This window comes from Nonomuraea sp. NBC_00507 (assembly GCF_036013525.1).
GTDB lineage: Bacteria > Actinomycetota > Actinomycetes > Streptosporangiales > Streptosporangiaceae > Nonomuraea.
Genome location: NZ_CP107853.1, coordinates 439892 through 465649 on the forward strand (window position 1 = coordinate 439892; position 25758 = coordinate 465649).

The 25758-nt window shown below is 70.1% G+C and carries 29 protein-coding genes; 16 read left to right on the forward strand and 13 right to left on the reverse strand.

Translation table 11 applies throughout. The features are described from left to right. The first annotated feature begins 109 nt into the window (after positions 1 to 109). Entirely contained in the window at positions 110 to 466 is a 357-nt protein-coding gene (locus OHA25_RS02265; protein ID WP_327585965.1) for a ribosomal maturation YjgA family protein, read from the forward strand. Here the strand turns inward: OHA25_RS02265 and wrbA are convergent. Continuing rightward, on the reverse strand, positions 441 to 1043 hold the full coding sequence (gene wrbA / locus OHA25_RS02270; protein WP_327585966.1) for an NAD(P)H:quinone oxidoreductase: 603 nt from the start codon (positions 1041 to 1043) through the stop codon (positions 441 to 443). The two genes, OHA25_RS02265 and wrbA, sit on opposite strands and share 26 nt — an antisense overlap. A gap of 87 nt (positions 1044 to 1130) precedes the next feature. Between wrbA and OHA25_RS02275 the strand changes: the two genes are divergently transcribed. Continuing rightward, positions 1131 to 1574, forward strand: a complete 444-nt coding sequence (locus OHA25_RS02275; protein ID WP_327585967.1) for a MarR family winged helix-turn-helix transcriptional regulator — start codon at positions 1131 to 1133, stop codon at positions 1572 to 1574. A gap of 50 nt (positions 1575 to 1624) precedes the next feature. Here the strand turns inward: OHA25_RS02275 and OHA25_RS02280 are convergent, their stop codons facing one another. After that, the gene (locus OHA25_RS02280; protein ID WP_327585968.1) at positions 1625 to 1891 is read right to left on the reverse strand and encodes a heavy-metal-associated domain-containing protein; all 267 of its coding nucleotides are present in this window, start codon (positions 1889 to 1891) and stop codon (positions 1625 to 1627) included. Positions 1892 to 1978: 87 nt separating this feature from the next. Between OHA25_RS02280 and OHA25_RS02285 the strand changes: the two genes are divergently transcribed. The 4 genes from OHA25_RS02285 to OHA25_RS02300 all read left to right on the forward strand — a co-directional run bounded on the left by OHA25_RS02285 (position 1979) and on the right by OHA25_RS02300 (position 4760). After that, entirely contained in the window at positions 1979 to 2524 is a 546-nt protein-coding gene (locus OHA25_RS02285; RefSeq protein WP_327585969.1) for a type 1 glutamine amidotransferase domain-containing protein, read from the forward strand. Positions 2525 to 2666: 142 nt separating this feature from the next. Next, positions 2667 to 4199, forward strand: coding sequence for an amino acid permease (locus OHA25_RS02290; protein ID WP_327585970.1), 1533 nt, complete (start codon positions 2667 to 2669; stop codon positions 4197 to 4199). A 57-nt stretch (positions 4200 to 4256) separates the two neighbouring features. Continuing rightward, the gene (locus OHA25_RS02295; RefSeq protein ID WP_327585971.1) at positions 4257 to 4484 is read left to right on the forward strand and encodes a FitA-like ribbon-helix-helix domain-containing protein; all 228 of its coding nucleotides are present in this window, start codon (positions 4257 to 4259) and stop codon (positions 4482 to 4484) included. Positions 4485 to 4589: 105 nt separating this feature from the next. Next, positions 4590 to 4760: a hypothetical protein gene (locus OHA25_RS02300; RefSeq protein ID WP_327585972.1), complete on the forward strand. Its 171-nt coding sequence runs from the start codon at positions 4590 to 4592 to the stop codon at positions 4758 to 4760. Between the two features lie 9 nt (positions 4761 to 4769). Here the strand turns inward: OHA25_RS02300 and lipB are convergent, their stop codons facing one another. After that, positions 4770 to 5405 carry a lipoyl(octanoyl) transferase LipB gene (gene lipB, locus OHA25_RS02305; RefSeq protein ID WP_327585973.1) on the reverse strand — a complete coding sequence of 212 codons (636 nt, stop codon included), beginning with the start codon at positions 5403 to 5405 and terminating at the stop codon, positions 4770 to 4772. Between the two features lie 128 nt (positions 5406 to 5533). Between lipB and OHA25_RS02310 the strand changes: the two genes are divergently transcribed. Beyond that, entirely contained in the window at positions 5534 to 6085 is a 552-nt protein-coding gene (locus tag OHA25_RS02310) for an RNA polymerase sigma factor (RefSeq protein WP_327585974.1), read from the forward strand. Beyond that, positions 6082 to 6702: a hypothetical protein gene (locus OHA25_RS02315; RefSeq protein ID WP_327585975.1), complete on the forward strand. Its 621-nt coding sequence runs from the start codon at positions 6082 to 6084 to the stop codon at positions 6700 to 6702. The genes OHA25_RS02310 and OHA25_RS02315 overlap by 4 nt, the downstream gene beginning before the upstream one ends. A gap of 88 nt (positions 6703 to 6790) precedes the next feature. On the opposite strand, the gene OHA25_RS02320 is transcribed toward OHA25_RS02315, so the two are convergent. The 4 genes from OHA25_RS02320 to OHA25_RS02335 form a co-directional block, all read right to left on the reverse strand. Continuing rightward, positions 6791 to 7660, reverse strand: coding sequence for an alpha/beta fold hydrolase (locus OHA25_RS02320; protein ID WP_327585976.1), 870 nt, complete (start codon positions 7658 to 7660; stop codon positions 6791 to 6793). Between the two features lie 101 nt (positions 7661 to 7761). Then, the gene (locus OHA25_RS02325; RefSeq protein WP_327585977.1) at positions 7762 to 7953 is read right to left on the reverse strand and encodes a PspC domain-containing protein; all 192 of its coding nucleotides are present in this window, start codon (positions 7951 to 7953) and stop codon (positions 7762 to 7764) included. 63 nt (positions 7954 to 8016) lie between these two features. Beyond that, positions 8017 to 8535 carry an HAD domain-containing protein gene (locus OHA25_RS02330; protein WP_327585978.1) on the reverse strand — a complete coding sequence of 173 codons (519 nt, stop codon included), beginning with the start codon at positions 8533 to 8535 and terminating at the stop codon, positions 8017 to 8019. Then, a complete protein-coding gene (locus OHA25_RS02335) occupies positions 8532 to 9467 on the reverse strand; it encodes an AraC family transcriptional regulator (protein WP_327585979.1) in 936 nt (311 codons plus the stop codon). The genes OHA25_RS02330 and OHA25_RS02335 overlap by 4 nt, the downstream gene beginning before the upstream one ends. A gap of 73 nt (positions 9468 to 9540) precedes the next feature. On the opposite strand from OHA25_RS02335, the gene OHA25_RS02340 reads away from it, so the two are divergent. After that, on the forward strand, positions 9541 to 10350 hold the full coding sequence (locus tag OHA25_RS02340) for an NmrA family NAD(P)-binding protein (protein ID WP_327585980.1): 810 nt from the start codon (positions 9541 to 9543) through the stop codon (positions 10348 to 10350). 80 nt (positions 10351 to 10430) lie between these two features. Then, complete coding sequence (locus OHA25_RS02345; protein WP_327585981.1) at positions 10431 to 11261, forward strand: undecaprenyl-diphosphate phosphatase; 831 nt, start codon at positions 10431 to 10433, stop codon at positions 11259 to 11261. Here OHA25_RS02345 and OHA25_RS02350 read toward each other — a convergent pair. Continuing rightward, positions 11192 to 11905 (reverse strand): hypothetical protein, encoded by a 714-nt coding sequence (locus OHA25_RS02350; RefSeq protein WP_327585982.1) that lies wholly within the window; start codon positions 11903 to 11905, stop codon positions 11192 to 11194. The two genes, OHA25_RS02345 and OHA25_RS02350, sit on opposite strands and share 70 nt — an antisense overlap. Before the next feature lie 146 nt (positions 11906 to 12051). After that, on the reverse strand, positions 12052 to 13017 hold the full coding sequence (locus OHA25_RS02355; RefSeq protein ID WP_327585983.1) for a hypothetical protein: 966 nt from the start codon (positions 13015 to 13017) through the stop codon (positions 12052 to 12054). Between the two features lie 73 nt (positions 13018 to 13090). On the opposite strand from OHA25_RS02355, the gene OHA25_RS02360 reads away from it, so the two are divergent. Further along, positions 13091 to 13702 (forward strand): TetR/AcrR family transcriptional regulator, encoded by a 612-nt coding sequence (locus OHA25_RS02360; protein ID WP_327585984.1) that lies wholly within the window; start codon positions 13091 to 13093, stop codon positions 13700 to 13702. On the opposite strand, the gene OHA25_RS02365 is transcribed toward OHA25_RS02360, so the two are convergent. Beyond that, on the reverse strand, positions 13654 to 14802 hold the full coding sequence (locus OHA25_RS02365; protein ID WP_327585985.1) for an MFS transporter: 1149 nt from the start codon (positions 14800 to 14802) through the stop codon (positions 13654 to 13656). The genes OHA25_RS02360 and OHA25_RS02365 overlap by 49 nt on opposite strands. An 86-nt stretch (positions 14803 to 14888) precedes the next feature. Here OHA25_RS02365 and OHA25_RS02370 point away from each other — a divergent pair, with 86 nt between their 5' ends. Genes OHA25_RS02370 through OHA25_RS02380 form a run of 3 tightly spaced genes read left to right on the forward strand, consistent with a single transcriptional unit; the run spans position 14889 to position 19072 of the window. Further along, positions 14889 to 15212 (forward strand): ArsR/SmtB family transcription factor, encoded by a 324-nt coding sequence (locus tag OHA25_RS02370; RefSeq protein ID WP_327585986.1) that lies wholly within the window; start codon positions 14889 to 14891, stop codon positions 15210 to 15212. After that, entirely contained in the window at positions 15199 to 17589 is a 2391-nt protein-coding gene (hrpB, locus tag OHA25_RS02375) for an ATP-dependent helicase HrpB (protein WP_327585987.1), read from the forward strand. Before OHA25_RS02370 ends, hrpB begins: the two co-directional genes overlap by 14 nt. Before the next feature lie 46 nt (positions 17590 to 17635). Beyond that, a complete protein-coding gene (locus OHA25_RS02380) occupies positions 17636 to 19072 on the forward strand; it encodes an amidase (RefSeq protein WP_327585988.1) in 1437 nt (478 codons plus the stop codon). A gap of 19 nt (positions 19073 to 19091) precedes the next feature. Here the strand turns inward: OHA25_RS02380 and OHA25_RS02385 are convergent, their stop codons facing one another. From OHA25_RS02385 to deoC, 3 genes are all read right to left on the reverse strand, one after another. Then, positions 19092 to 19937, reverse strand: a complete 846-nt coding sequence (locus OHA25_RS02385; RefSeq protein ID WP_327585989.1) for an aldehyde dehydrogenase family protein — start codon at positions 19935 to 19937, stop codon at positions 19092 to 19094. A gap of 162 nt (positions 19938 to 20099) precedes the next feature. Beyond that, positions 20100 to 21527: an aldehyde dehydrogenase family protein gene (locus OHA25_RS02390; RefSeq protein ID WP_442942043.1), complete on the reverse strand. Its 1428-nt coding sequence runs from the start codon at positions 21525 to 21527 to the stop codon at positions 20100 to 20102. Continuing rightward, the gene (gene deoC / locus OHA25_RS02395) at positions 21527 to 22468 is read right to left on the reverse strand and encodes a deoxyribose-phosphate aldolase (RefSeq protein WP_327590911.1); all 942 of its coding nucleotides are present in this window, start codon (positions 22466 to 22468) and stop codon (positions 21527 to 21529) included. Before deoC ends, OHA25_RS02390 begins: the two co-directional genes overlap by 1 nt. A gap of 179 nt (positions 22469 to 22647) precedes the next feature. Between deoC and OHA25_RS02400 the strand changes: the two genes are divergently transcribed. Together OHA25_RS02400 and OHA25_RS02405 are read left to right on the forward strand one after the other, a co-directional pair. Next, positions 22648 to 22794 carry a hypothetical protein gene (locus OHA25_RS02400; RefSeq protein ID WP_327585990.1) on the forward strand — a complete coding sequence of 49 codons (147 nt, stop codon included), beginning with the start codon at positions 22648 to 22650 and terminating at the stop codon, positions 22792 to 22794. A gap of 111 nt (positions 22795 to 22905) precedes the next feature. Then, positions 22906 to 25755, forward strand: a complete 2850-nt coding sequence (locus OHA25_RS02405) for a helix-turn-helix transcriptional regulator (protein WP_327585991.1) — start codon at positions 22906 to 22908, stop codon at positions 25753 to 25755. Positions 25756 to 25758 lie beyond the last annotated feature (3 nt).

Genomic DNA, 25758 nt, shown 5'->3' on the forward strand with positions numbered 1-25758 from the left:
AAGGCACACCATACGAAGACCACGTGTCAACGCATCACGGAAAATTGTTTCATCTTCGTTTCCTTCGGCGGTGTAAATTTTCAGTCCCTTTGGGACTACCGTGAGCTGCGTGTCGCGCCTGCCCGTCGCCCTCGCCGCCGCCCTGACGATCGCGGCCGGGCTGGGGGTGCGGCTGGTGTGGGACGGCCCAGTGTCCAAATACGCGGGCGACGCTCTCTACACCGTGTTGATCTACGCGCTCGTCATGCTGATCCGGCCCGCGATCCGCCCATGGGTGGCCGCCCTGATGGCCACGGGGCTGAGCTGGGCGATCGAGTTCGCCCAGCTCACGGAGATTCCTTCCGTCCTGCGTCCAGTGCTGGGCAGCACCTTCAACCCGCCCGACCTCTTCTGGTACGCCGTCGGTGCGGGCGCCGCCTTCGCCGCCCACGTCTTGTGGCTCAGGCGGTCACCCGCGTGCCCTTGACCACCTCGGCGAACTTCACCACTCGCTCGGCCTGAGCGCGGGCGGCCACCCTGGTGGACTCGCCAACCGGGGCGGTGCCGAACGCGTCATGGTGCGAGGTCCCGTACGGGTTGGCATTGGCTTCGTCCGTGTAGCCGGGCGGCACGATGACACCGCCGAAGTGGTGGAACGTGTTGCCCAGCGCGAGCAGCGTCGACTCGTGGCCGCCGTGCGCTGTCGTGGTGGAAGTGAAACCGCTGTAGACCTTGTCCGCCAGCAAACCCTGGGCCTGCAGCCCGCCCAGCGTGTCGATGAACTGCTTCAGCTGCGAGGAGACGTTGCCGAACCGCGTCGGCGTACCGAAGATCACCGCATCGGCCCAGACCATGTCGTCCGGCTCGGCGAGCGGGACGGCGGCGCTCGCGCGGGCGTGCTCGGCCCAGCGCGGGTTGGCGTCGATAGCCTCCTGCGGCGCCAGCTCGGCCACCCGGCGCAGCCGCACCCGCGCGCCGGCCTGCTCGGCGGACCGGGTGATCTCGGCGGCGATCTCGGCGATCGTCCCGGTCGAGGAGTAGTAAATGACGGCGACGTTGACCATCTCACTGTCCCTAGTTCAGCACTGAAAGATTCAGCACGACAGTACAATCAGATATTTCAGCGCGCAACCTTTGATAGGTTGAGGAACATGAAGTGGCTCAGCGAGGAAGAGCAGCGCGCCTGGCGGGCGTTCGGCACGGCGACTCGACTGCTCACCGAGCGTCTCGAGCGCGATCTGCAGGCCGCCGGCATGCCGCTGACCTACTACGAGCTGCTGGTCATGTTGTCGGAGGCGCCGGACCGGACACTGCGGATGGCCGAGCTGGCCAAGTGGACCCGGTCCAAGCCGAGCCGCATCTCTCACGCGGTCAACAAGCTGGAGCAGGCCGGCTGGGTGCGCCGCGAGCACTATGCCGCGGACCGGCGCGGATGGCTGGCCGTGCTCACAGACGAGGGCCTTCAGGCCCTGCAGGGGGCGGCTCCCCTGCACGTCACGAGCGTGCGCGCCAATCTCATCGACGTCCTCAGCCCTGAGCAGCTACGCCACCTCGAGGACATCAGCCGAACCCTCCTCGATCACCTGGGCGAATAGCGAGCCCGCCGCACGGGGCGGCGCGGCGGGCTCAAAGGTGCAGGAACAGGTCAGTGGCAACCACCGGAGCCGCAGCACGAGCCGCCGCTCACCTGGGGCAGCAGCTCCACCTTGCCGCCGAGCTCGTAACCGGCCTCGGTCACGGCCGCCTCGACCAGCCCGCGGTCGAGCGGCTCCGCGCTCGTCACGGTCACGGCCCCGGACGTCAGGTCCACCTGGACCCCGCTCACTCCGGCCACCTTGCCGACCTCGGCGGTCACCGAGCTGACGCAGTGGCCGCAGGTCATGCCCTCAACCTGGTATGTCGTAACAGTCATGGCGGAGAGTATACCCCTAGGGGGTAAATGTGCATACATCTCACCTCGGCGGATAGGTGGAGGGAAAGCCCGTAGGGAGGAGTTCACATGCTGAACGGCAAGACCATCGCGTTCCTGGTCGCTCCCGAGGGAGTGGAGCAGGTGGAGCTCACCGAACCCTGGAAGGCGGTCAAGCAGGCCGGCGGGGCGGCCCGGCTCATCTCCACCGAACCCGGCCACATCCAGGCGTTCCACCACCTGAGCCAGGGCGACATGTTCGCCGTGGACGACACGACGGACGGCGCCCATGCGACCGCCTTTGACGGCCTCGTACTCCCAGGGGGTGTCGCCAACCCCGACTATCTGCGTACGGTGCCGCAGGCCGTGCAGTTCGTCCGCGCCTTCTTCGACGCGGGCAAGCCAGTGGCGGCCATCTGCCACGCGCCCTGGACTCTGATCGAGGCCGACGTGGTGCGCGGACGTACGCTCACGTCCTGGCCCAGCCTCCAGACCGACCTGCGCAACGCCGGCGCGACCTGGGTGGACCAGGAGGTCATGGTGTGCACGGCCGGCCCGAACACGCTGGTCACCAGTCGCAAGCCGGACGACCTCAAGGCCTTCTGCCAGGCCGCGAACGACGCATTCGGCCAGTAACCTACCGCCTGCGGTCCACCGGGCCGCGGGCTTCTTTCTGCCCTGACCGCATCGAAACTCGCCTGTAACGCCTTGTCACCTGAAAGGAAATGGTCTAGATGTAGTCCAATTGGAGCGTCCTCCGCGCCCCCAGGGAGACCTCATGACCATTGACGAGGATTCCAGGCGACTCGCCGAGCTCGGCTATAAGCAGGAGCTGGCCCGTACCTGGAGCGGATTCTCTAACTTCGCCATCTCTTTCTCCATCATCTCGATCCTCGCCGGCTGCTTCACGACCTTCGGACAGGCCTGGAACAACGGCGGCCCCATCGCCATCTCATGGGGCTGGCCGGTGATCTCGTTGTTCATCCTCATCATCGGCTTCTGCATGTCGGAGCTGGTGTCGGCCTATCCGACGGCGGGCGGCATCTACTGGTGGGCCGCCAAGATGGGCAAGCCGATCCACGGCTGGTTCACCGGCTGGCTCAACCTGATCGGCCTCATCGCCGTCACCGCGTCGGTCGACTACGGCTGCGCGACGTTCCTCAACATCACCCTCAACCGGCTGACCGGCGGCGCTTGGGAAGCCACGCTCCCCCGGGCGTTCCTCCTGTTCGTGATCATCCTGGCGCTACACGCCCTGATCAACATCTACAGCCACAAGCTGATCTCGGTGCTGCAGAACGTCTCGGTCTGGTGGCACGTCGCGGGCGCCGTGGTCGTGGTCGCCATCCTGATCTTCGCGCCCAGCCAGCACCAGTCGGCCGACTTCGTCTTCTTCGGCACGAACAACAACTCCGGCTTCGGCGACGGCTCCGACGGTCTGCCCTTCTGGCTGTACGTGCTGCCGCTCGGCTTCCTGCTCACCCAGTACACGATCACCGGCTACGACGCCTGCGCGCACGTGTCGGAGGAAACGCAGGGAGCCGCCAAGAGCGCTGCACGCGGCCTGTGGCAGTCGATCTTCTACTCGGCCATCGGCGGCTGGATCCTGCTGCTGTCGTTCCTGTTCGCCGCGACGAACGTGGAGGCGATCAACAAGGGCGGCGGGTTCGTCGGCGCCATCTTCGAGACCGCGCTCTCCTCTCCGCTGGCCACGGCGATCTTCGCGATCTCCACGATCGGGCAATTCTTCTGCGGGATGAGCTGCGTGACGTCGATGTCGCGGATGACGTACGCATTCTCGCGCGACGGCGCAGTGCCCGGCTGGCGGCTGTGGTCCAAGGTGGACCGCAACCGCACCCCCGTCAACGCGATCCTCGGCGGCTGCGTGGTGGCCGCGCTGATCACGCTGCCCGCCCTGTACGCCCCTCCCGGGCTGCCGGGCACGCCGGTTGCGTTCTACGCCGTCGTGTCGATCGCGGTCATCGGGCTCTACCTGGCGTTCCTCATCCCGATCTGGCTGCGGCTGCGCATGGGCGACTCTTTCGAGCCCGGCCCGTGGACCCTCGGCAAGAAATATCGGGTCCTGTGCTGGATCGCCTGCGCCGAGATCGTGATCGTCTCGATCTACTTCATCATGCCGTTCTCGCCAGCCGGCGTGCCGGGCAACCCCGACTTCACCTGGACGTCGGTCAACTACGCGCCGATCGCGGTGGGGCTCGTGCTCGTCGGCATCGCCCTGTGGTGGGCGTTGTCGGCCAAGCATTGGTTCACAGGTCCTCGCCGCACGGTCGACGAGGTCCCGGCGCCCTGACGCCTCGCGGATGGGTACGGCTGACGCAGGCCGTGCCCATCTGCTTGCATCGTAGATATGCCAACCCTCTATGTTCGCGATGTCCCCGAGCCGGTCGTCGAGTCGTTGAAAAAGCGCGCCGCCGAAGCAGGCATGTCCCTGTCGGCTTACGTTGCCAGCGAACTAGCCGATATCGCCGCCCGTCCGACCAACGCGGAGATAGTCAAGCGGCTGAAGACGCAAGCTCGCTCTCAGGGGCCGTCGACGGCTGACATTCTCGAGGCCGTCGCAGAGGGCAGGCGATGATCGTCATCGATTCCTCGGCAATGGTCGGGGCACTGGTCGGCCGCGAGGCACCACTTGAGCTCCTCGACGCCCTCCAGGCAAGTGTCCATGCCCCGCATCTGCTCAATGTGGAGGTCCTGCCTGCGGGGGCTCGCGTTGGGCGGCAAGCTGACCACCGCCGCAGCCGAGCGGTACCTCGCACTGGCCGAGGCATTGGAAGCTCCCCTCTTCACCTGCGACGGCAAGCTGGCCAGGAGCGCCCACAACGCCGACGTGCAGGTGTTTCCGCGCAGCTGATCCCCGAGGTCAGGACGCCTCGAAGGCAGCGGCCACGGCCGTGCGGACCTCGTCCATGGAAGCCGTGCCCAGCTCGCGCTTGAGCGAGGTCATGTCCACGTCCGGCATCCCGCAGGCGATCGCCCAGTTCCAGGGCGTCAGGTCGCCGTCCACGTTGAGCGCGAATCCGTGGCTGGTGACGCCCCGGCTCTGCCGCATCCCGATCGAGATGATCTTGCGGCCGGTTTCCACGGTCCAGACGCCGGTGAGCAGCTCGGACCCCGGCGGGGTGTCGCGCCGCTCGGCCGGTAGCCCAAGCTTGCCCAGCGCCTCCACCAGCCGCAGCTCCACCTCGCGCACGTAGTCGACGATGCCCTGGTCCTCACCCAGCTTGACGATCAGGTAGCCGACGAGCTGGCCCGGGCCGTGGTAGGTGAGCTGCCCGCCGCGCCCCGTCTCGACCACCGGGATGCCGCGCGTGGGGTCGGGCAGGTGGGTGAGCGGCGTGCGGCGGCCGACGGTGTAGACGGACGGATGGCTGAGCAGCCAGAGCGTGTCCGGCCGCTCGTCCCGCTGGCGCTGCCCGACGAGGTCGGTCATGCGCTCCATCGCCGTGTCGTAGTCGACGAGATCGTCCTGAATGAGTGTCAGCGGCCTTGCCCTCATGCTTCGAGGATAAGGCGCATCCAGGACACCAGCGCATGCCCAGCTCAACGCCGCAATGGTCCAGTCTTGTAACCCTTTCCCCGGTTCTCGCCAAGCAGGGGTGTGAATCGACGAAGGGAGCACGGCCGGTGCCTCGCAAACAGGCGAAGATCGCCACAGATCCTGTGGCCTTCGAGGCCTTCTACCGACGGCACGTCGATGCGGTCACCCGTTTCCTCGCCCGTCGCGTCGACGACCCGCACACGGTCGCAGATCTCGTGGCCGAGGTGTTCGTGGCAGTGCTCGACTCCGCCCACACCTACCGGGCCGAGCTGGGCACCGAGATCGCGTGGCTCTACGGAGTGGCCCGCAAGACGATCTCAGCGGAGCGGCGGCGGGCGTACAAGCAGCACCAGCTGACGGATCGGGTGAGCGGGCGCCGCCCGCTGGACACCGACGACGTCGCCAGGCTCGAAGAGCGCATCGACGCCGAGCGGCATGCCAGGCGGGCCTTCGAGGCCATAGCCGGGTTGCCCGAGGGCGAACGCGCCGTGCTCGAGCTGGTCGTCATCGACCAGCTCACGGTCACGGAGGCGGCGCAGGCCCTCGGCATCCGGCAGGGGGCCGCCAAGGTACGGCTGCACCGCGCCCGCCGCACGCTGCGGAACCTGCCCTTCGTCATGGATGGAGCACCAGGATGAGATTCGAGGAGCACCTGCTGATGGATCTGAAAGCCGAGATCGCGGCCCGCGCCGAACGGCGCCGACGCATCGCCCGCAGGATTTATGCCGGGGGCGCGGTAGCGGGGCTGACCGCCGCGGCGGCGATCGCGGTGCCGCTGTTGACGGGGACCGAAACGCCCGCCTACGCCGTGAGCAAGAGCGCCGATGGCACAGTACGGGTGGAGATCAACGAGTTCCGCGACGCCGACCGGCTGGAGCGGGATCTGAAGGACGCCGGCGTCACGGCCGACGTCACGTACCTCAAGGCCGGCACGGAGTGCGATCCTGACCGGGGCAAACGCGCCGGGGGCCAGGGGCGGCCAGGCACGGAGGAGTTCCGCAAGTCGCCTTCGGCCAACGTCGCCCGGCCGCGAGACCGCGGCCTGGAGATCTATCCGAAGTACATCGGCAAGGACCAGACCTTGCTGCTGGAGTTCGCCGAGAGTGACCCGTCGGCCGGGCAGGAGAAGAAGGGCGTGCTCTGGCGGCTCACGACCGGCCTGATCACCGGCCCGGTCAAGCCGTGCGTCGCCGTCAAGGACCCGACCTGGCACGACGTCGGCGGCTCCGAGGGGCAGCCGCCCGCCGGCGGATGACGATCGGCGGCCGGTCTGCTTGCCGAGGCCGGCCGCGCATCACCCCGCTGTCCTGTCCAGCCCCCAGTGGAGGCGTGTGCACAGAGCCCTACGCCTCCAGCACCTGGCGCAGCGTGACGGCGAAGGCGTCCGGGTCGCCCTTGTAGCCGAACTCGCCGCCGAGAAAGCCGCCGTGGTGGCTGGGGAAGGTCACGGGCTTCGTGCCGAGCCGTTCGGCGACCGCCACACCGGCGCGGTGGGCCATCTCGCCCTCCGATTCGGCTCCGACGCCGACGACGATGCGGGTCGGCGCCGCGCGGAGCGCCTCGAAGTCGTGCTGGTAGTGCGTACAGGTCATGAGGTTCTGCCGGAACAGCACGTCGTCGCGGGAACCGTCGTCTTCCGTCGGCATCCCGAGGCCGGCGGGGTTCGGAACGGGCAGATCGGCGAAATCGGTTGGGATCGGGCCGCGCAGGCTGCTGATCGCGATGAACTTCGCCATCGCCGGTCCGAAGCCGTCCCGGTCGTACGTCTGGCGGATGTCCGCCACCGCCCCCAGTGCCTGCTCCCGGTCCGGCAGGACCTGGGCGGCCGGCGGCTCGTGGGCCACGAGCATGCGGACCTGCTCCGGATGCCGGGCCACCAGCGCCAGTCCGTTGACGGCGCCCCCGCTGCTGGCGAAGATGTCCACCGGCCCGCCGCCGAGCGCGGTGATCAGCCGATGCAGGTCGTCGCCGTGCTGCTCAGGCGTCGACTCCGCGCCGCCGTCGGTCCGCCGGCTCCGGCCGATCCCTCGCGGGTCATAGGTCACCACCGTACGATCCTGGAAGTGCCCGGCCAGGCTGGCGAACCCGCTGGCGTCCATCGGCGATCCGATCATCAACAGCGTCGCGGCGGTGCTCGTTGCGGACTCCCGTACGTCATAGGCGAGAGTCGCACCGGGGACCTCTAGGGTGTGGGACTTGGGCTCGCTCGTCATGTGGTCGCTCCTTCTCGATGCCTGTGATGGAGACCAGCGGGAGCGGCGAAACTCATCGGACCCCGGACGGCGTGTCCGGGGTCTCTGCCGGGCCGCGGGGACTACGCCGTGCGGTAGCCCTTGGGCTCCTCGGGGATGAGGATCCACATGACGACGTAGACGACCCACAGCGGCCCGGGGATGAGGGAAAGAAGCAGCCAGAGGATCCGGACGAGAGTGGGCGGCAGGCCCATCTTGTCGGCGAGGCCCCCGCAGACTCCCGCGATGATCCTGTGCTCTCGTGAGCGGTACATGATTGATTCCTCCGTGAATGACGACCTATCTGGAAAACGGACAGCCAGGCCGCAGAACTCCCGCTAAGAACCCTGAGAAAACCCTGTAAGGGTCAGCCATTCTCGTGCCATGCCCAGATGGCGGCTGGTCAGTCCACGTGTCGGGTCGACGTGGATGAGGAGGAAATCATCCAAACCCCGATGCACCCTGAGATACTCCTCGTCCTCCGCCCAGATCTGGTCGTCGAACCAGACGAACGGGCGTTGGCCGGCGTACGCCGCCACGCACGGGGTTTTGAACAGTTCGCCGTACTCGCTCCTCGGGGGCGGCGGGAAGTCCGGGGTCACGGGGATGACCGGGAGTGAGGGCAGGCCGATCCGGGGAGCGATCCAGTCGTTGGCGTGGTGCCCCCAGGTGGTCGCCCAGACCAACTCCGCCCCGGTGGCCAGCGCCAGGTCGAGGAGGCGGCGCCCGTGCCTGGGGTTGAGGTGGACGATGTAGAGCTCGCCGTCGATCGTGCACCGGTAGCGGCGAAAGTCGGGGGTGGGCCGGCCCATGGGGTTGAGGACCCCGTCCACGTCGAGCAGCAGCAGCGGTTTCACGTCACCGCTCCGGCCGTCGCGTCCCGTACGCGGTACTCCTGCGGGCTGATCCCCCGCACCCGCTTGAAGGCCGCGCTGAGCGCGAACGGGCTGCCGTACCCGACCTTCCTCGCGACGGACCCGATCGTGGCGTCGGGCTCGCGCAGCAGGTCGGCGGCCAGGGCGAGACGCCAGTCGGTGAGGAAGGACATCGGCGGCTCGCCGACCAGCTCGGTGAAGCGCCGGGCCAGCGATGCCCTGGAGACGCCGACCTCGGCGGCCAGGGCGGCGACGGTCCAGGGGTGGGCGGGGTTGTTGTGCAACATCCGCATGGCCTTGCCGACCACCGGGTCGCTCATGGCGCGGTACCAGGCCGGCGCCTCGTGCGCGGCGAACCACGACCGCAGCACCGCGATGAGCAGCAGGTCGAGCAGCCGGTCCAGGACCGCCTCCTGCCCCGGCTCGTCCTTGACGATCTCGGCGCCGAGCAGCGCGGCGATCGGCCCGCCGGGCTGGACGATCACTGGGGGCAGTGCCTCCAGTAGCCGCCTGCTGACCTCGCCTTCCATTGTGTAGGCGCCGGTCAGCATCACGGTGTCGCCGTCGGGGTTGTCGCCCCACGTCCGCACGCCCAGGTCCATGGCCTGCGCGAGCGGCTCGCCGTCGGCTGTGGTGCAGCGCTCGCCTGGGTGGATCACGATCTGCGGCGCGGTGCCGGGATCGTCGGCCACCGTGTACGGCTCCGGCCCTCTGTTGATCACGACCTCGCCCGGCCCGACGCGTACCGGCTCGCCCTTGTCGGGCACCACCCACGCCTGCCCGCGCACCACCGCGGTGGCCGCCAGCGGCGCCTCGTCCTGGATGCGCAGCGACCAGGGCGAATCGAGGATCACGCGGAGCAGGAAGGCGCCACGGGCGCGTGGGCCGTCGAGCAATGCCGCGAGCTGGTCCATGGCCAGACGATCGCATATGGGATTGCGCTTCTCAACCATGGAGAGTCTGCCGCGACGGCGGCTTACTGGACACATGACGATTTTGGTAACCAGCGGCACGGGAAAGACCGGCCGCCGCGTGGCCGACCGGCTCACCGCTCTCGGCCTGCCCGTACGCATCGGGTCCCGCTCCGCCACACCGCCCTTCGACTGGGCCGACCGCTCGACGTGGCCGGCCGCGCTCGACGGCGTCTCGGCCGTCTACCTCGCCTACTACCCCGACGCGGCCTTCCCCGGCGCCTACGACGACATCAAGGCGTTCACCGAGGTCGCGGTACGCAACGGGGTGCGGCGGCTGGTCCTGCTGTCGGGCCGGGGCGAGCCGGAGGCGCAGGCCAGCGAGGTGACCGTCCAGGAGTCGGGAGCGGAGTGGACGATCGTGCGCTGCAGCTGGTTCATGCAGAACTTCAGCGAGGACTTCCTGCTGGAGCCGCTGCGCGAGGGCGTCGTCGCGCTGCCCGCCGCCGACGTGCCCGAGCCGTTCGTGGACGTCGACGACATCGCCGACGTGGCCGCCGCAGCGCTCAGCCAGGACGGCCACATCGGCAAGCTGTATGAGCTGACCGGGCCGCGGCTGCTGACGTTCGCGCACGCCGCCGAGGAGCTGTCCCAGGCCACCGGCAGGAAGATTTCGTTCGTCCGGGTAACGCCGGAGGAGTACGTGGCCACGGCCGTCGCGCACGGCCTGCCCCAGGCGGAGGCTGAGAGCCTGTCCGCGATGTTCACCGAGATCCTCGACGGCCGCAACGCGAGCGTGACCGACGGCGTCCAGCAGGCGCTCGGCCGCCCTGCCCGCGACTTCGCCGACTTCGCCAGGGCCAACGCCCACGTCTGGAAGCTCTAGTCGCGCCTGAGAGCGGCTCCCGGGTCCCCTATTTCCGCTAACCTCACCTCGTCACTCTCGTGTTTTCGAAAGGTGTCGTTGTGATCGGCTGGTTCGAAGCGGTGATTCTGGGGTTGATCCAAGGACTCACGGAGTTCTTGCCGATCTCCTCCAGCGCCCACATCCGGGTGGTCTCCGCTTTCGCCGGCTGGCAGGACCCGGGGGCGGCGTTCACGGCCGTCATCCAGATCGGCACCGAGACGGCCGTGATCATCTACTTCCGCAAGGAAATCTGGGAGATCATCTCCACCTGGACGCGGTCGTTGTGGAACAAGGAGCTGCGCAGCCATTGGGCGGCTCGCATGGGCTGGTATGTCATCGTCGGCACGCTCCCGATCGGCGTGCTCGGCCTGGTGCTGAAGGACCAGATCGAGACCGTCTTCCGCGACCTGCGCCTGGTGGGCACCACGCTGATCGTCTTCGCGCTCATCCTGTGGTTCGCCGACCGCACCGCCCGCAACAAGCTCACGCTGGAGAAGCACCTCAGCTTCACCCACGCCATCGTCTACGGCTTCGCCCAGGCCCTCGCGCTGATCCCCGGCGTGTCCCGCTCCGGCGGCACCACCACCGCCGGCCTGCTGCTCGACTACCGCCGCGAGGACGCGGCCAAATACTCCTTCCTGCTGGCCATCCCGGCCGTCCTGGCGTCGGGCATCTTCGAGCTCAGTGAGATCGGCAATGGACCGGCCCCGGCGTGGGGGCCGACCATCCTCGCCACGATCATCTCGTTCATCGTCGGCTATCTGGCGGTGGCCTGGTTCCTGCGGTACATCAGCACCCACCGCTTCACGGGCTTCGTGATCTACCGGATCGTGCTCGGGGTGTTCGTCATATTCGCGGTCTCCGTCGACTGGATCCCCCCACTGGGGTAATACGCCGCCCACGCCTCGTCGCCCATCCTGAGGATCTTCACCCCGATCCAGCCGAGGGCGACGACGGGGGCGGCCCAGAAGGGCACGGTCGCCGGGCCGTACGGGAAGGCGAAGGAGCCGACGTAGCCGGCGGCCACGACGAGCGGCACCCACCAGCCCACGAACCCGGTCCGCCAAACGAGCACGGTCAGCAGCGGCAGACCGAGGAGCCCGAAGAACATCCACGGCATCTGGAACCCGAAGATCACCCCGGGCAGGTCGATGATCTCGTCCATGAGCTTCTGCGCCTGCTCGGGCGGGTAGCGGCGGCCCAGCCACCACTCCACGGGATCCATCATCAGCAGGGCCGACAGGGAGAGGTAGCCGATGATGGTCAGGCCGCCCAGCACGTGGCTGAGCACCATGAGCCGGCGCCTCGTGAGATGCAGCAAGCCGAGTACGGCCACGGCCATGAGCATCCAGCTCCAGTGGTAGAGGACCGACTGAATCTGGGCGAGCGCGGGGTTGGCGCCGAAGCTGACGGCTTCCCTCTCGTCGCCCCAGGTGCCCGGGTCGACGGCAACGGCGATGGCCTGGAGCAGCGGGGCCACGATCAGCAGGACGCCTGCCGTGACGCGGCGGAAAGTCACCTGGTCGTTCAACATGGCGCCGACGGTAGGCCGGGAGTGTGCCCGCGGGCGTCCGCCTGCTGGAGGACGGCTCGTCCGCTCCCAGGCGGAGAAGATCAGGCGGCGCGGGCCGCCGGAGCACGGCCGGACCCCCGTCGTGGAGAGCCGGCCGCGCCGGTGCGTCACGCCGCGACGGGCGTGCGCGGGACGACGACACTGGGCTGGGGGCGGCGGCCCGGCAGGGCGAGCAGCACCAGGCCCAGCAGGCCCCACAGGGCCAGGACGCCCACTGGCGTCCACAGGGCCGCGCCGTCGAAGAAGACCGTGTTGCGCACCGCCTCGGCGGCCGGTCCGAGCGGGAGGATCTGCCCGACGGCGGCGTACCACTCCGGGATGTATCGCGCCCCGAGCGGCCCGCCGCTGGCCGGCAGCCCGATCGGGATGAACAGCAGCGCCGCGACCCCCACCCCGGGCACGCCGAGGAGCTTGCGCAGGCCCGCGACCACGAGCCCGATCGCCAGTGAGATGCCCCACGACACCACCAGCAGCCAGCCGAACCGGCCCGGCAGCGCCCCGAACACCGTGTCGGCGAGCCACGCGTTGCCCGCGCCCGCGACCAGCGAGCCGGCTGCCAGCACGCCGAGCCGCCCGCCGAGACCGAGCCCGGGCGCGACCTGGAACATCAGCACGGCCAGCGCGATGCCCGGCAGGACCAGCGCGAGCACGTAGAACATGCCGGAGATGCCGCCGGAGTCGCCGGGCGGCAGCGGTGCCGCGTCCTCCACCTGCAACGGGCGCCCCTGGGCCTGGGCCGCCGCCTGGAAGGCGGAGGTGATGATCGTGGCGCCGGTGCGTCCGCCCGCGCTGGCCACGATCAGCTTGCCCTCCTGCGGCACGAGCACCGCGTCCACTTCCCTGTCGAGCAGCGCGGCCCGCGCGACGTCGGCCGTGGTGTATTCGCTCAGCGCGAAGGCCCCCTCCTTGCGCTGGTCGATGGCCGCCTGGAGCTGTGCGACCTGCTCGCCGGGGGCGACGACCGCGACGGGCACGCCGTGCGGCTCCGGCTGGTGGAACGCGCCGAGGAACGATCCCGCGAAGAGCATCCCCAGCAGGGTGACCCCGACCACGAGGCCGATGATCTTTCCCATCTTTTTCACCACCTGATGACTTCATCGATGTTGAATTCTACGGTAGATGAATTCCACATGATTGAATAGGCCCATGGCCGACGAACGGGGCAGACGACCGGGGAACCCGCAGACGAGGGACGAGATCCTGGAGGCCGCGATCGCCGCCTTCCTCGCCAAGGGCTATCGCGACACCACGATCAGGGGCGTCGCACGGGAGGCAGGCGTCGACCCGGCGCTCGTGATGCACTTCTTCGGCACCAAGGACGGGCTGTTCGAAGCGGCGATCAACGGCAGCATGCCGGTCGCGCTGATGATGGAGGCCCTCGACGGCGACGAGGAGCACCTCGCCGAGCGGCTCTCCAGGAGATATGTGGAGCTCTGGGAGGATCCGGCGCACGGGCCGAGGATGTCGGCCGTGTTGCAGGCGGCCACCGCCACCTCGGCGGCGGCCGACCTGCTGAAGCACCTGATGCGCCAGGAGTTGCTCGGCCCCATCGCCCGGCGGCTGTCGAGCGACCACGCCGAGGTCCGGGCACTGCTCGCGGCCTCGCAACTGGTCGGCATCGCGATGCTCCGCTACGTCCTCAAGGTGGAGCCGCTGGCGTCGCTGCCCGCCGGCGTGGTCGCGGCCGCCGTCGCACCGACCCTCCAGCGTTATCTGACGGGTGCGCTCTCCCTGGAGGAGATCGCCGTCTCGCGGTAGGTGGCCATCGTGAACAGCAGCGTCACCAGGCCGAACGCGGTGGCCAGTACGATCACGCCCGTCCTGCCGTACCAGTCGAGCGCCGCGCCGCCGGCGAGCCCGGCCATGAACAGCCCGAGGTACTGCGCGGACGACAGCAGCCCGAGCCCGATCGGCACGTTGTCGGGAACCGCGGCGACGGTCCTGAACTGCTGGGCAGGCGCCACCAGCCAGCCGAGCGCGCCCCACAGGAACGCCCAGCCGAGCGCGATCGGCAGCGCGAGGTTCGCGACGGGGATGAGGGCCATGAACACGGTGGACGCGGCCAGGCCCACCATGATCATCTTACGCGGCCCGTACGCGTCGGTGAGGCGTCCGCCCAGCTGGTTGCCGACGACCCCGCCCAGCCCCCATGCCCACAACACAGCGGGCAGCGGCAGGTCGAACAGCGACCCGATGTAGGTGTACGCGGTGAACGCGGCCGCGAACGCCAGCAACTGCGTGACCAGCACCGCCAGCACCCGCCGGTCCCCCAGCGGCGTGAAACGCTCCTTCAGCCGCCCCGACGCCGGAATCCTGAGCTCGGGCACCACGACCGCCACCCAGACGAGCCCGACCACCCCGAGTCCCACCACGAGCCAGAGCGTGGCCCGCCAGCCGGCGGCCGAGCCCAGCCACGTGCCGAGCGGCACCCCGATCGCCGACGAAACACTCAATCCGCCCATGACCAGCGCGAGTGCGCGCCCGCGGCGCTCCGGCGCGGTCAGCGCGTTGGCCACACCCGACGCGGTCGGCGTGAACATGGCCGCCCCGGCGGCGGCGATCACCCGGGTGACCAGGACCAGCGGGTACGTCGCGGCGAACGCGGTCAGCACATTGCCCAGCACGAAGACGCCCAGGGCCAGGAGCAACAACCGCTTGCGCGGCAGGCGGGCGGTCAGGGCGGCGAGCAGGGGCGACAATACCGCGTACGCCAGCGCGAAGACCGTCATCAATTGCCCCGCCGCCGACGGTGAAACCGCCAAATCCGCCGAGATAGGCGCTAAGAGCCCGGCGGTCACGAATATGCCAGTACCGATCGCGAAATTTCCGACAGCCAGCGGAAAGAGCCGCGCACTCATGGAGCCTCCAGCGAATGTTGGATGCCCATCAAACTGTCTTATAGTTGGATAGTTGTCAAACCATAAGACAGAGGTAGGGTTCACCCATGCGCCTGCTACCGCATCCCGCCACCGAGGACATCGAGCTCACCGAGGTCCTGCGGGCGCTGGCCGACCCGGTCCGGCTGGAGATCGTCGTCCGGTTGTCCGTGGCGGGCGAGTTGACCTGCACCGTCGCCGGCGACGACCTCGGCGTGCACAAGTCGACGGCCTCACACCATTACCGGACCCTGCGCGAGGCGGGCGTGGTGCTCACCAAGCAGGAAGGCAGGCTCAAGTTCATGAGCCTGCGCCGCGACGACCTGGAGTCCCGCTTCCCTGGCCTGCTCGACTCGATCCTGGCCGCGACCACATCCCATGTCCGCTTCTGACCAGCTGCCCATCCACGACGTCCTGCCCGAGCTGCTCGGCGTGCTCGAGCGGCACGGCACCGCCGTGCTGACCGCACCGCCCGGCACGGGCAAGACGACGGTGGTGCCCCTAGCGCTGGCCGAGGCGGGGATGCGGGTGCTGGTGGCCGAGCCGCGGCGGCTGGCCGTACGCGCGGCGGCCCGGCGGATGGGCGTGAGCTACACGATCCGCGGTGAGCGCCACACGGGCGCGAACCCCATGGTGGAGGTGGTCACGACCGGCGTGCTGCTCCAGCGGCTCCAGCGGGACCAGGAACTGGCCGGGGTGGACGCGGTCATGCTGGACGAGTGCCACGAGCGGCACCTGGACGCGGACACGGCACTGGCGTTCCTGCTGGACGTGCGCGACACGCTCCGCCCCGACCTGCGCCTCATCGCCACCTCCGCCACCGCCGACGCCGCGCCCTGGTCCCGCCTGCTCGGCGGCCCCGTCGTGACGGCCACCGGGGCCGCGTATCCGGTCGAGACGGTGTGGGCCCCATCCCCGCGCCAGGTCGCCCCGCCGCACGGCCTGCGCGTGGATCCCGCGTTCCTGTCCCACGTGGCTTCCGTGGTCCGCCGCGCTTGGGCCGAACGCGACGGCGACGTGCTGTGCTTCCTTCCCGGGGTGGGCGAGATCGCCAAGGTGGCGGCGGCACTCTCCGACGTCCCGGAGGTGCTGCAGGTGCACGGCCAGGCCCCGGCCCACGTCCAGGACGCCGTCCTGTCGGCCGGGCGGGCGCGCCGGGTGGTCCTGGCCACCTCCGTCGCCGAGTCGAGCCTGACCGTTCCCGGCGTCCGGGTGGTCGTGGACTCGGGGCTGGCGCGCGAGCCGCGTACGGACCATGCCCGGGGTCTGGGGTCGCTCACCACGGTCAGGGTCTCCAAGGCTGCCGCGGCCCAGCGGGCGGGCCGGGCGGGCCGGGAGGCCCCTGGCACGGTGTATCGATGCTGGACCGCCGCCGACCACGAGCGCCTGGCCGACCATCCGCGCCCTGAGATCGTGCTCGCGGACCTGACCGGGTTCGCGTTGCAGGCGGCCTGCTGGGGTGACGCCGACGCCTCCGGCCTGGCGCTCCTGGACCCGCCACCGGCCGCCGCGATGTCCGCCGCCACCCGCACCCTGGCGGAGCTCGGTGCCCTCGGTCCTGGATCCCGGGTGACGGACCGCGGGCGGCGGATGGCACTCGCGGGTGTGCACCCTCGCCTGGCCAGGGCGCTGCTGGATCTGGGCCCGCGCGCCGCCGAGGTCGTGGCCCTGCTGTCCGAGCAGTTGCCGCGCGACGCGGGGGACGACCTGGTGGAGGTCTGGCGCACGGCTCTCCGTGGCGGATCCGGCTTCGCCGCACGCTGGCGCCGGGAGGCTCAGCGTCTCCGCAGAGCGGCCACCCCATCGGCCGGCGAGGTCGGCGGCGCAACCGCGCAAGACGTGCTGGCCGGGATGGCCGTGGCGCTGGCGTTTCCCGAGCGGGTGGCGCGGCGGCGTGGCGGCGGCTATCTCATGGCGTCCGGCACCCGGGCCGAGCTCCCCGAGGGCTCACGGCTGCAGACCGCGCAGTGGCTGGCCATCGCGGTCGCCGACCGCCCCACCGGATCGGCGTCGGCCCGCATCAGGCAGGCGGTCGCGATCGACGAGGACATCGCCAGGCTGGCGCACCCCACCACGACAGATGACGAGGTCGAGTGGCGGGTCCCGCCGGGCGAGCGTCGCGGCGACGTCTCCGCCCGCAGGGTCGAGCGCATGGGCGCCATCGAGCTGTCCTCGACCCCGCTCAAGGACGCCGACGTCCGCGAGGCCATCCTGTACGGCCTCCGCACCGAGGACGTCCTGACCTGGACGAAACAGGCCAAGGACCTCAGGGACCGCCTGGCCTTCTGCCACCGCGCGATCGGCGCCCCGTGGCCCTCGATGGACACGCTCATCGACCTGGCCGACCAATGGCTGGAACCCGAGCTGTCGAGAGCCCGCCGCCGCGCCGACCTGGAACGCCTCGACGTCGCCCAGGCGCTCAAGCGCCTGATCCCGTGGAGCGAACGCCTGGAAAAGGTCGCCCCCGAGCGCATCGAGGTGCCCAGCGGCTCCCACATCCGTGTGGACTACTCGGGCGAGCAGCCGGTGCTGGCGGTGAAGCTGCAGGAGCTGTTCGGCTGGCAGGAAACGCCGGAGATCGCGGGCGTGCCGGTCCTGGTGCATCTGCTCTCCCCGGCGGGCCGGCCGGTGGCAGTCACCGCGGACCTGGCGTCGTTCTGGCGGGACGCCTACCGTTCCGTACGCGCCGAACTCCGCGGCCGCTACCCCAAGCACCCCTGGCCGGAGGACCCGCTGACGGCCGTCCCCACGAACCGGACCCGCAAATGACCATCCCACTCTCGCCACCAGGTGGGAAAAGCTGCAGACTCTAGACATGTTGTGGGCAGGCAAGACCGCCACCGAGATCGCGACGGCCGTCCGGCGCGGCGAGGTCTCGGCCACGACGGTCGTCGAGGAGCATCTGCACGTCATCTCCGCACGGGACCCCGAGGTGGGAGCCTTCCGGCTGGTCAGGGAGCAGGCCGTGGAGGAGGCGCAGGCCGTGCAGAAACGTCCCGACCTGGCGCAGTTGCCGCTGGCGGGCGTTCCCGTCGCGGTGAAGGACAACCTGGAGGTGGCCGGCGAGGCCACCCGCGGCGGCTCCGCCGGCACCGCGGACGTGCCCGCGCGGGCGGACCACGCGACGGTCGCGCGGCTGCGCGCGGCGGGCGCGGTGGTCGTCGGCCTGACCAACCTGCCCGAGCTGGGGCTCGTGGCGTTCGGCGACAGCGCGTACGGCATCGTGCGCAACCCTTGGGACCGGACCCGCACGACCGGCGGCTCGTCCTCGGGCAGCGCGGCGGCCGTGGCGGCGGGCATGGTGCCGATCGCGCTCGGCAACGACGGCATGGGCTCGCTGCGCATCCCGGCGGCGGCCTGCGGCGTGCTGGCCATCAAGCCGGGCGCCGGTGTCGTGCCCCCGCCGGCCAACGACTGGGATCGGCTGACGGAGAACGGCCCGCTGGCCACGACCGCGTCCGACCTGTCGCTCGCGCTGTCCGTGCTGGCCGCCGACCCGTCGCTGGCCGAGGCATGGCGTGGCGGCCGCCGGGTGGATCCACGCCCGCCCATGCTGCGCTCGGTCTGGGCGGACGACGAGGAGGTGTGGGAGCCGGCGCCGCCGGACAGCCAGGAGCTGTTCGACCTGCGGGTGGCGTACGCGCCTCAGCCACTGCCGGTCGGCCTGCCCATGGACAAGGAGTTCCAGGCGGCGGTGCGCGCGGCGGCGGAGACGTTGCGGGTGGCCGGGCACACGGTGGTCGAGCACGGCCACCGGCTGCCTGCCTGGCTGGGCCCGGCCGCGGTCGCCACCTGGCTCGGCCAGGCCGCGACGGCGGCGGACGACCTGGACAGCCGGAGTGTGGAGCGGCGCACCCGGGCGCTGGCCCGCGCCGGCCGGGTGCTGGGCCGGCTCAAGCTGAACGGCGTACGCGGACGCGAGCGCTGGAGCGCCTATGGGGCCGATCAGTGGTTCGGTGACGCGGACGTGCTGGTCACGCCCGTGCTGGGCACCATCCCGCCCAGGGCGGACCGCTGGGGCGAGCGCGGACTGTTCCGCAACGTGCTGGCGAACCTCAGGTTCGCCCCCGCCACGGGCGCCTGGAACATGTGCGGCTGGCCCGCGATCAGCGTGCCCATCGCCACCCACTCCAGCGGCCTGCCGATCGGCGTGCAGCTCATCGCCCCGCCCGGCGGCGAGCCGCACCTGCTCGGCCTGGCCGCCCAGCTCCAGTCCGCCCACCCCCCGGTGCGGCCACGCGGCTATCACTGACCGCCGGGGGGTGAACGGCTCAGATCCCGACCGGGTGCCAGACGGTCTTGGTCTCCAGGAACCGGGTCATCCGCCCGATCCCCGGGTCGGCCGTCCAGTCCTCCTGGGTGGGCCGCAGGACCCGCTTGAGGTTGTCCGCAGCCGCCTGCTCGCAGCGCAGCGCCAGATCGGCGTCCGCCACCCCGGTCAGGTCGAGCCCGTTGACGTCCATGTGGCCCGCCAGCCAGGGCGCGAGCTCGGCCTGCTTGCCGGTGAGCACGTTGACGACACCGCCGGGCAGGTCGGACGTGGCCATGACCTCGGCCAGGGTGATCGAGGCGAGCGGGGACGGCTCGGAGGCCACGACCACGCAGGTGTTGCCGGTGACGATCACCGGCGCGACCACCGACACCAGCCCGAGCAGCGGGTCGGCGGGCGCGACGATCGCGACCACCCCGGTCGGCTCGGGTGAGGACAGGTTGAAGTAGGGGCCCGCGACCGGGTTGGCCGCCCCGTGCACCGAGGCGATCTTGTCGGACCACCCGGCGTACCAGACGAGCCGGTCCACCGCCGCGTCCACCGCCTCCAGCGCCGCCCTCTTACCGCCGCCCACCTCCTCGGCGAACTGGGCGCGCCGCCCCTCCAGCATCTCGGCGACGCGATAGAGGATCTGCCCCCGGTTGTAGGGGGTCGCGCCCGACCAGCCGGGGAACGCCTTGCGCGCGGCCACCACGGCGTCGCGGGCGTCCTTGCGCGAGGCATGCGAGGCGTTGGCGAGGAATTCGCCCTTGGGCGAGGTCACGGGGTAGGACCTCCCACTCTCAGAGCGCGGGAACGCCCCGCCGATGTACAGCTTGTAGGTCTTTCTGACGGACAGCCGGCTCATCGACCCTCCTGCGAGGTATGGACGGGGACGAAGACCTGGCCGCACCGGCTCACGCCGCAGCGGTGGGCGTACCAGCCGGTGCGTACCGGACGACCGGCCCGCGCGAAAGCGTGGCCCCGGGTGGCCTGCGCACGCCGTTTCCTACGCCCGAAGCGGCGATGCTCACACGTCAAGGTAGGCCTCCAAGCCGAGCAAGCCGCCCTCGCGGCCGTACCCGGACTCCTTGTAGCCGCCGAAGGGAGAGGCGGGGTCGAACTTGTTGAACGTGTTGGCCCAGACCACACCGGCCCTGAGCTTGTCCGCCATCCACAGGATGCGCGAGCCCTTCTCGGTCCAGATGCCCGCGGACAGCCCATAGGGAGTGTTGTTGGCCTTCTCGACGGCCTCGGCGGGGGTGCGGAAGGTCAGTACGGAGAGCACCGGGCCGAAGATCTCGTCCCTGGCGATCGTGTGCGACTGCGCCACGCCGGTGAAGATCGTCGGCGGGAACCAGAACCCCTTGTCCGGCAGCTCGCAGGCGGGCGACCAGCGAAGCGCCCCCTCCGACTCGCCGATCTCGGACAGCTCACGGATCTTGGCGAGCTGGTCGGCGGAGTTGATGGCGCCGACGTCGGTGTTCTTGTCCAGCGGGTCCCCGAGCCGCAGGGTGCCGAGCCTGCGCTTGAGTGCGTCGAGCAGCTCGTCCTGGATCGACTCCTGCACCAGCAGCCGCGAGCCCGCGCAGCACACATGTCCCTGGTTGAAGAAGATGCCGTTGACGATGCCCTCGACCGCCTGGTCGAGGGCGGCGTCCTCGAACACGATGTTCGCGGCCTTGCCGCCCAGCTCCAGCGTCAGCTTCTTGTCGGTGCCCGCCACTGTGCGCGCGATGATCCGGCCGACCTCGGTGGAGCCGGTGAAGGCCACCTTGTTGACGTCGGGGTGCGCGACCACGGCCGCGCCGGTGTCGCCCGCGCCGGTCACGATGTTGACCACGCCCGGCGGCAGGTCGGCCTGCCGGCAGATGTCGGCGAACAGCAACGCGGTCAGCGGCGTGGTCTCGGCCGGCTTGAGCACGACCGTGTTGCCGCAGGCCAGCGCGGGCGCGATCTTCCAGGCCAGCATGAGCAGGGGGAAGTTCCACGGGATGACCTGCCCGGCCACGCCCAGCGGTCTACTCCCGAACCCAGCGTATTCCAGCTTGTCCGCCCAGCCCGCGTAGTAGAAGAAGTGCGCCGCGACCAGCGGCAGGTCCACGTCGCGCGACTCGCGGATCGGCTTGCCGTTGTCCAGCGACTCCAGCACCGCGAGCTCGCGGGCCCGCTCCTGGATGATGCGCGCGATGCGGAACAGGTATTTCGCCCGCTCGGCGCCGGGCAGCGCGCTCCAGACCCCGAACGCCTTACGCGCCGCCTGCACGGCCCGGTCCACGTCGTCGGACGTGGCGGTGGCGATCTCGGCCAGCTTCTCCTCGGTCGCCGGGTTGATCGTCTTGAACGTGGGGCCCGAGCCGTCCACGAACTCACCGTTGATGAACAGTCCGTACGCCGGCTTGATGTCGACGACGTCGCGCGACTCGGGCGCGGGTGCGTACTCGAAGATCGCCATCATCAGTCCAGGGTGAAGTAGTCGGGACCGGCGTATCGCCCGGTGGCCAGCTTTTGGCGCTGCATCAGCAGGTCGTTGAGCAGCGACGAGGCGCCCAGCCTGAACCAGTCGGGCGTCAGCCAGTCGTCGCCGGCCGTCTCGTTGACCAGCACCAGGTTTTTGATCGCGTCCTTGGTGGTGCGGATGCCGCCCGCGGGCTTGACCCCCACCTGGCGGCCCGTCGCGTCGCGGAAGTCGCGCACCGCCTCGAGCATGATCAGCGTGACGGGCGGCGTGGCCGCGGGGGACACCTTGCCCGTGGAGGTCTTGATGAAGTCGGCGCCCGCCAGCATCGCCAGCCACGACGCCCGCCGCACGTTGTCGTAGGTCGCCAGCTCGCCGGTCTCCAGGATCACCTTCAGGTGCGCCGCGCCGCACGCGGCCTTGACCGCGACGATCTCTTCGAAGACCTTCAGGTAGTCGCCGGACAGGAACGCGCCGCGATCGATCACCATGTCGATCTCATCGGCGCCCGCGGCGACGGCCAGCGCCGTGTCGCTCACCTTGACCTCCAGGGACGAGCGCCCGCTGGGGAACGCGGTCGCCACCGAGGCCACCTTCACCCCCGACCCGCGCAGCGTCTCGGCGGCCACGGCGACCAGGTCGGGATAAACGCAGACGGCCGCCACCTTAGGGGCGTCGCCGCCGGGGCGCACGGCCTTGGTGCACATCGCGCGCACCTTGCCTGCCGTGTCCGCGCCCTCGAGGGTGGTCAGGTCGACCATGGAAATGGCCAGGTCAATGGCCTTGGCTTTGGCGGTTGTCTTGATCGATCGGGTGCCGAGCATGGCCGCCCGCTGGTCTGCGCCGACCCGGTCGACGCCGGGCAGGCCGTGCAGGAATGCCCGTAGCGTCGCGCCGGACGCGGCTACGTCCGCGAGCGAAGTCGTCAGAGTTGACACCATCACAGCATCGCCGACCAGGGCCTCCTCCTCCAAACCGGACCACCTTAGGACGCCGTGCGGCCGGTCCTAGGTATGCCGAGCTGCTTCTACGCCCAGAGATAAGGCATCCACCCGATGTGGCGTACCTGGCCTTAGACCGACTCTTAAGGATGTCAGCAGACGAAAGAGGAGACAGAGTGATGAATCCCGAGATCGAATACGAGCTCATGAAGAGCCACATGAGCGAGCTGCGCAAGGCGGCGGCCGAGCACCGGCGCGCACGTGAGGCGGAGCGGGGCAACAAGTCCGAGCGCCGCTCAGTCTTCGGCAAGCGCCGTTCCTCATGAGCACCCCACGAGAGCCCGGCCACTACCTCCCTCGTGGCCGGGCCTCAATGCCTCCGTAGAACCCCCTAAATGCGTCGAAAACCGTCTGTGAGGCATGACATGCTTGATGACATGCGGGGACGTTCTGTCAGTCCCGTCTTCGTCGGACGGGAGGAGGAGCTGGGGGCTCTCTCCGACAGCTTCGACGAGGCCAAAAAGGGCAAGGTGACAGCCGTCCTGCTCGGGGGCGAGGCCGGCGTCGGCAAGACCCGTTTGGTGCAGCGCTTCACCGAGCGCTGCGCCGCCGACGGCGCGCACGTGCTGTTCGGCGGGTGCGTGGAGTTGTCCACCGAGGGCCTGGCCTACGCGCCCTTCACCGCGGCGCTGCGGCAGCTCGTCAGGGAGCAGGGCCCCGCCGCGGTCGCCGGGTTACTCCCGGAGGGCGCCCAGCGCGACCTGGCCCGGCTGTTGCCCGAGTTCGGCGAGCCCAGCGGCGACGGCGAGACCGACACCGGCCGCGCGCGGCTCTTCGAGCAGTTCCTCACACTGCTGGAACGCCTGGCCGACGCCCGCCCGACGGTCCTCGTCATCGAGGACATCCACTGGGCTGACCGCTCCAGCCGCGACCTCATCGCCTTCCTCAGCCGCAACCTGCACATTCCGCAGGTGCTGATCGTCATGACCTATCGCTCGGACGACCTGCACCGCCAGCACCCGCTCCGGCCGGTGCTGGCCGAGCTGGGCCGGGTTAACGGCGTGCACCGGCTCGACCTGCCTCGCCTGTCGCGCGACGAGGTCGCCCAGCAGATGACCGGGATCCTCGGCAAGGTCCCCGAATACAGCAGCGTCGAGAACGTCTACGAGCGCAGCGAGGGCATCCCGCTGTTCGTCGAGGCCATGCTGGAGAGCGGCGAGGACTGCACGTTCCCCGAGTCCATGCAGGATCTGATACTCAACTCCGTCGAGCGGCTGCCCGAAGAGACCCAGCGGGTGCTGCGCATCGCCGCGGCCGGCGGCATCCGGGTCGGCCACGCGCTGCTGGCCGCCGTGAGCGGCCTGTCCGACGTCGAGCTGGAGAGCGCGCTGCGCCCGGCCATCGCGGGCAACGTCCTGCAAGTCGCCGACAACCGCGCCTACGTCTTCAGGCACTCGCTCATCCGCGAGGCCGTGCACGACGAGCTGCTGCCCGGGGAGCACCAGCGCCTGCACGCCAGGTTCGCCGAGGAGATCTCCAAGGACCGCACGCTCGTCCCGATGGGCCGTGCCCCCGTCGAGCTGGCCCATCACTGGTACGGCGCCCGCAACGACCTCTGGGCGCTGATCTCCGCGTGGGAGGCGGCGCAGAAGTCCTTCAAGGCGTTCGCCTACACCGAGGCCGTGCCGCTGCTCGAACGCGTGCTCACGCTCTGGGATCGGGTCCCCGACGCCGCCGAGCGCATCGGCGCCGACCACACCGCCGTGCTGGAGCGGGCTGCCGAGGCCGCGAACGCCGGCGGCGAGGTCGACAAGGGCATGAAGTTCGTCAAGGCCGCCCTGTCCGAGCTGGACGAGACCCGCGAGCCGGGCCGCGTGGCGCAGCTGATCGTGCGGCGGGCCGGGTTCAAGATGAGCAAAGGCCAGATGGGCGTCATCGAGGAGCTCCGGCACGCCCTGCGGCTCGTCCCCGAGGACAGCCTGGACCGGGCCGAGGTCCTCACCCCGCTGAGCCGGCACCTCATGCTGCGCGGGGAGACCGCCGAGGCGAGCGAGGTCATCGCCGACGGCCTGCGCCTGGCCAGGGAGCACGGCGACCGGTGCCTCGAGGCCGACCTGCTGCTCAACCTGGCGCTCGGCCATTCGCTCAACGGCGAGCTCGAGTCCACCATCGCGGTCAACGAGCAGGCGCTGGAGATCGGGCACCAGGAGCGCTCCGGCCGCATCATCACCCGGGCGATCGGCAACAACATCGACGCGCTGATCGACCTTGGCCGCGAGGACGAGGCCGTACACCTGTCCGAGCAGGGCTGGAAGATCGCCAAGGAGTATGGCCGGCTGCGCGGCAGCGGCCTGTTCATCATGAACAACTGGGCCGAGGCGCTGGAGTCGATCGGCCGCTGGGACGAGGCCATCGAGCTCGTCGACGCCGCGCTCAGCCACGGCCCCAACCTGCGCACCCGATACGCCCTGCTGCGGGTGCGCGCCGACATCGCCCTGGCCAGGGGCGAGCTGCAGCTGGTCGAGAGCCTCCTGTCCGAGATCGGTGTGCTCAAGGACCGCGCCGAGGACTTCGTCCAGGACATCACCAGCAACGCACGCCTGCGCATCGGCTGGCATCTGCTGCGGGGTGAGCCCGGCGCCGCGCTGACCGTGGCCGAGCAGGTGATCGCCCTCCCCAAGCAGTCGTCCAAGGCCATGCTGGGCTGGCGGCTGCTCGCCCTGCTCCGCATCGTCTGCGACGCCGTCGAGACCATCGAGCCCGAACGGGCCGCGGCGGTCCGCGCGCACGCCGCCGCCGTGGCGGCCGAGCTGTCGGTGATCGGTCCTGTCGTGGATGCGTACCGGCTGTCCTACATCGGCGACTTCGACGCCGCGGCCGCCGGCTGGGAGCGGCTCAAGCGCCCGCACAACCAGGCCAAGGCCCTGTTCCGGGCTGCCGCGGCCGCCGCGCGGGCCGGCGACCGCGAGGGGGCGGCCGCCCGGCTGAAGGTGGCGCTCCCGCTGGCCCAGGCGCTGCGGGCCAGCCCGCTGGTCGAGGAGATCGAGACGCTGTCGCGGCGGGTGGGCGGCGCGCCTGCCCAGGAATCGTCGGAGTTGCTGACACCGCGCGAGCTGGAGGTCCTGCGGCTGGTCACCCAGGGCAGGACCAACCGGGACATCGCCGCCGAGTTGTTCATCTCGGTCAAGACGGTCAGCGTGCACGTGTCGAACATCCTGGCCAAGCTCGGCGTCACGACCCGCGGAGAGGCGGCCGCCGCCGCCCACCGCCTGTCCTTGATCTCGTAGGGG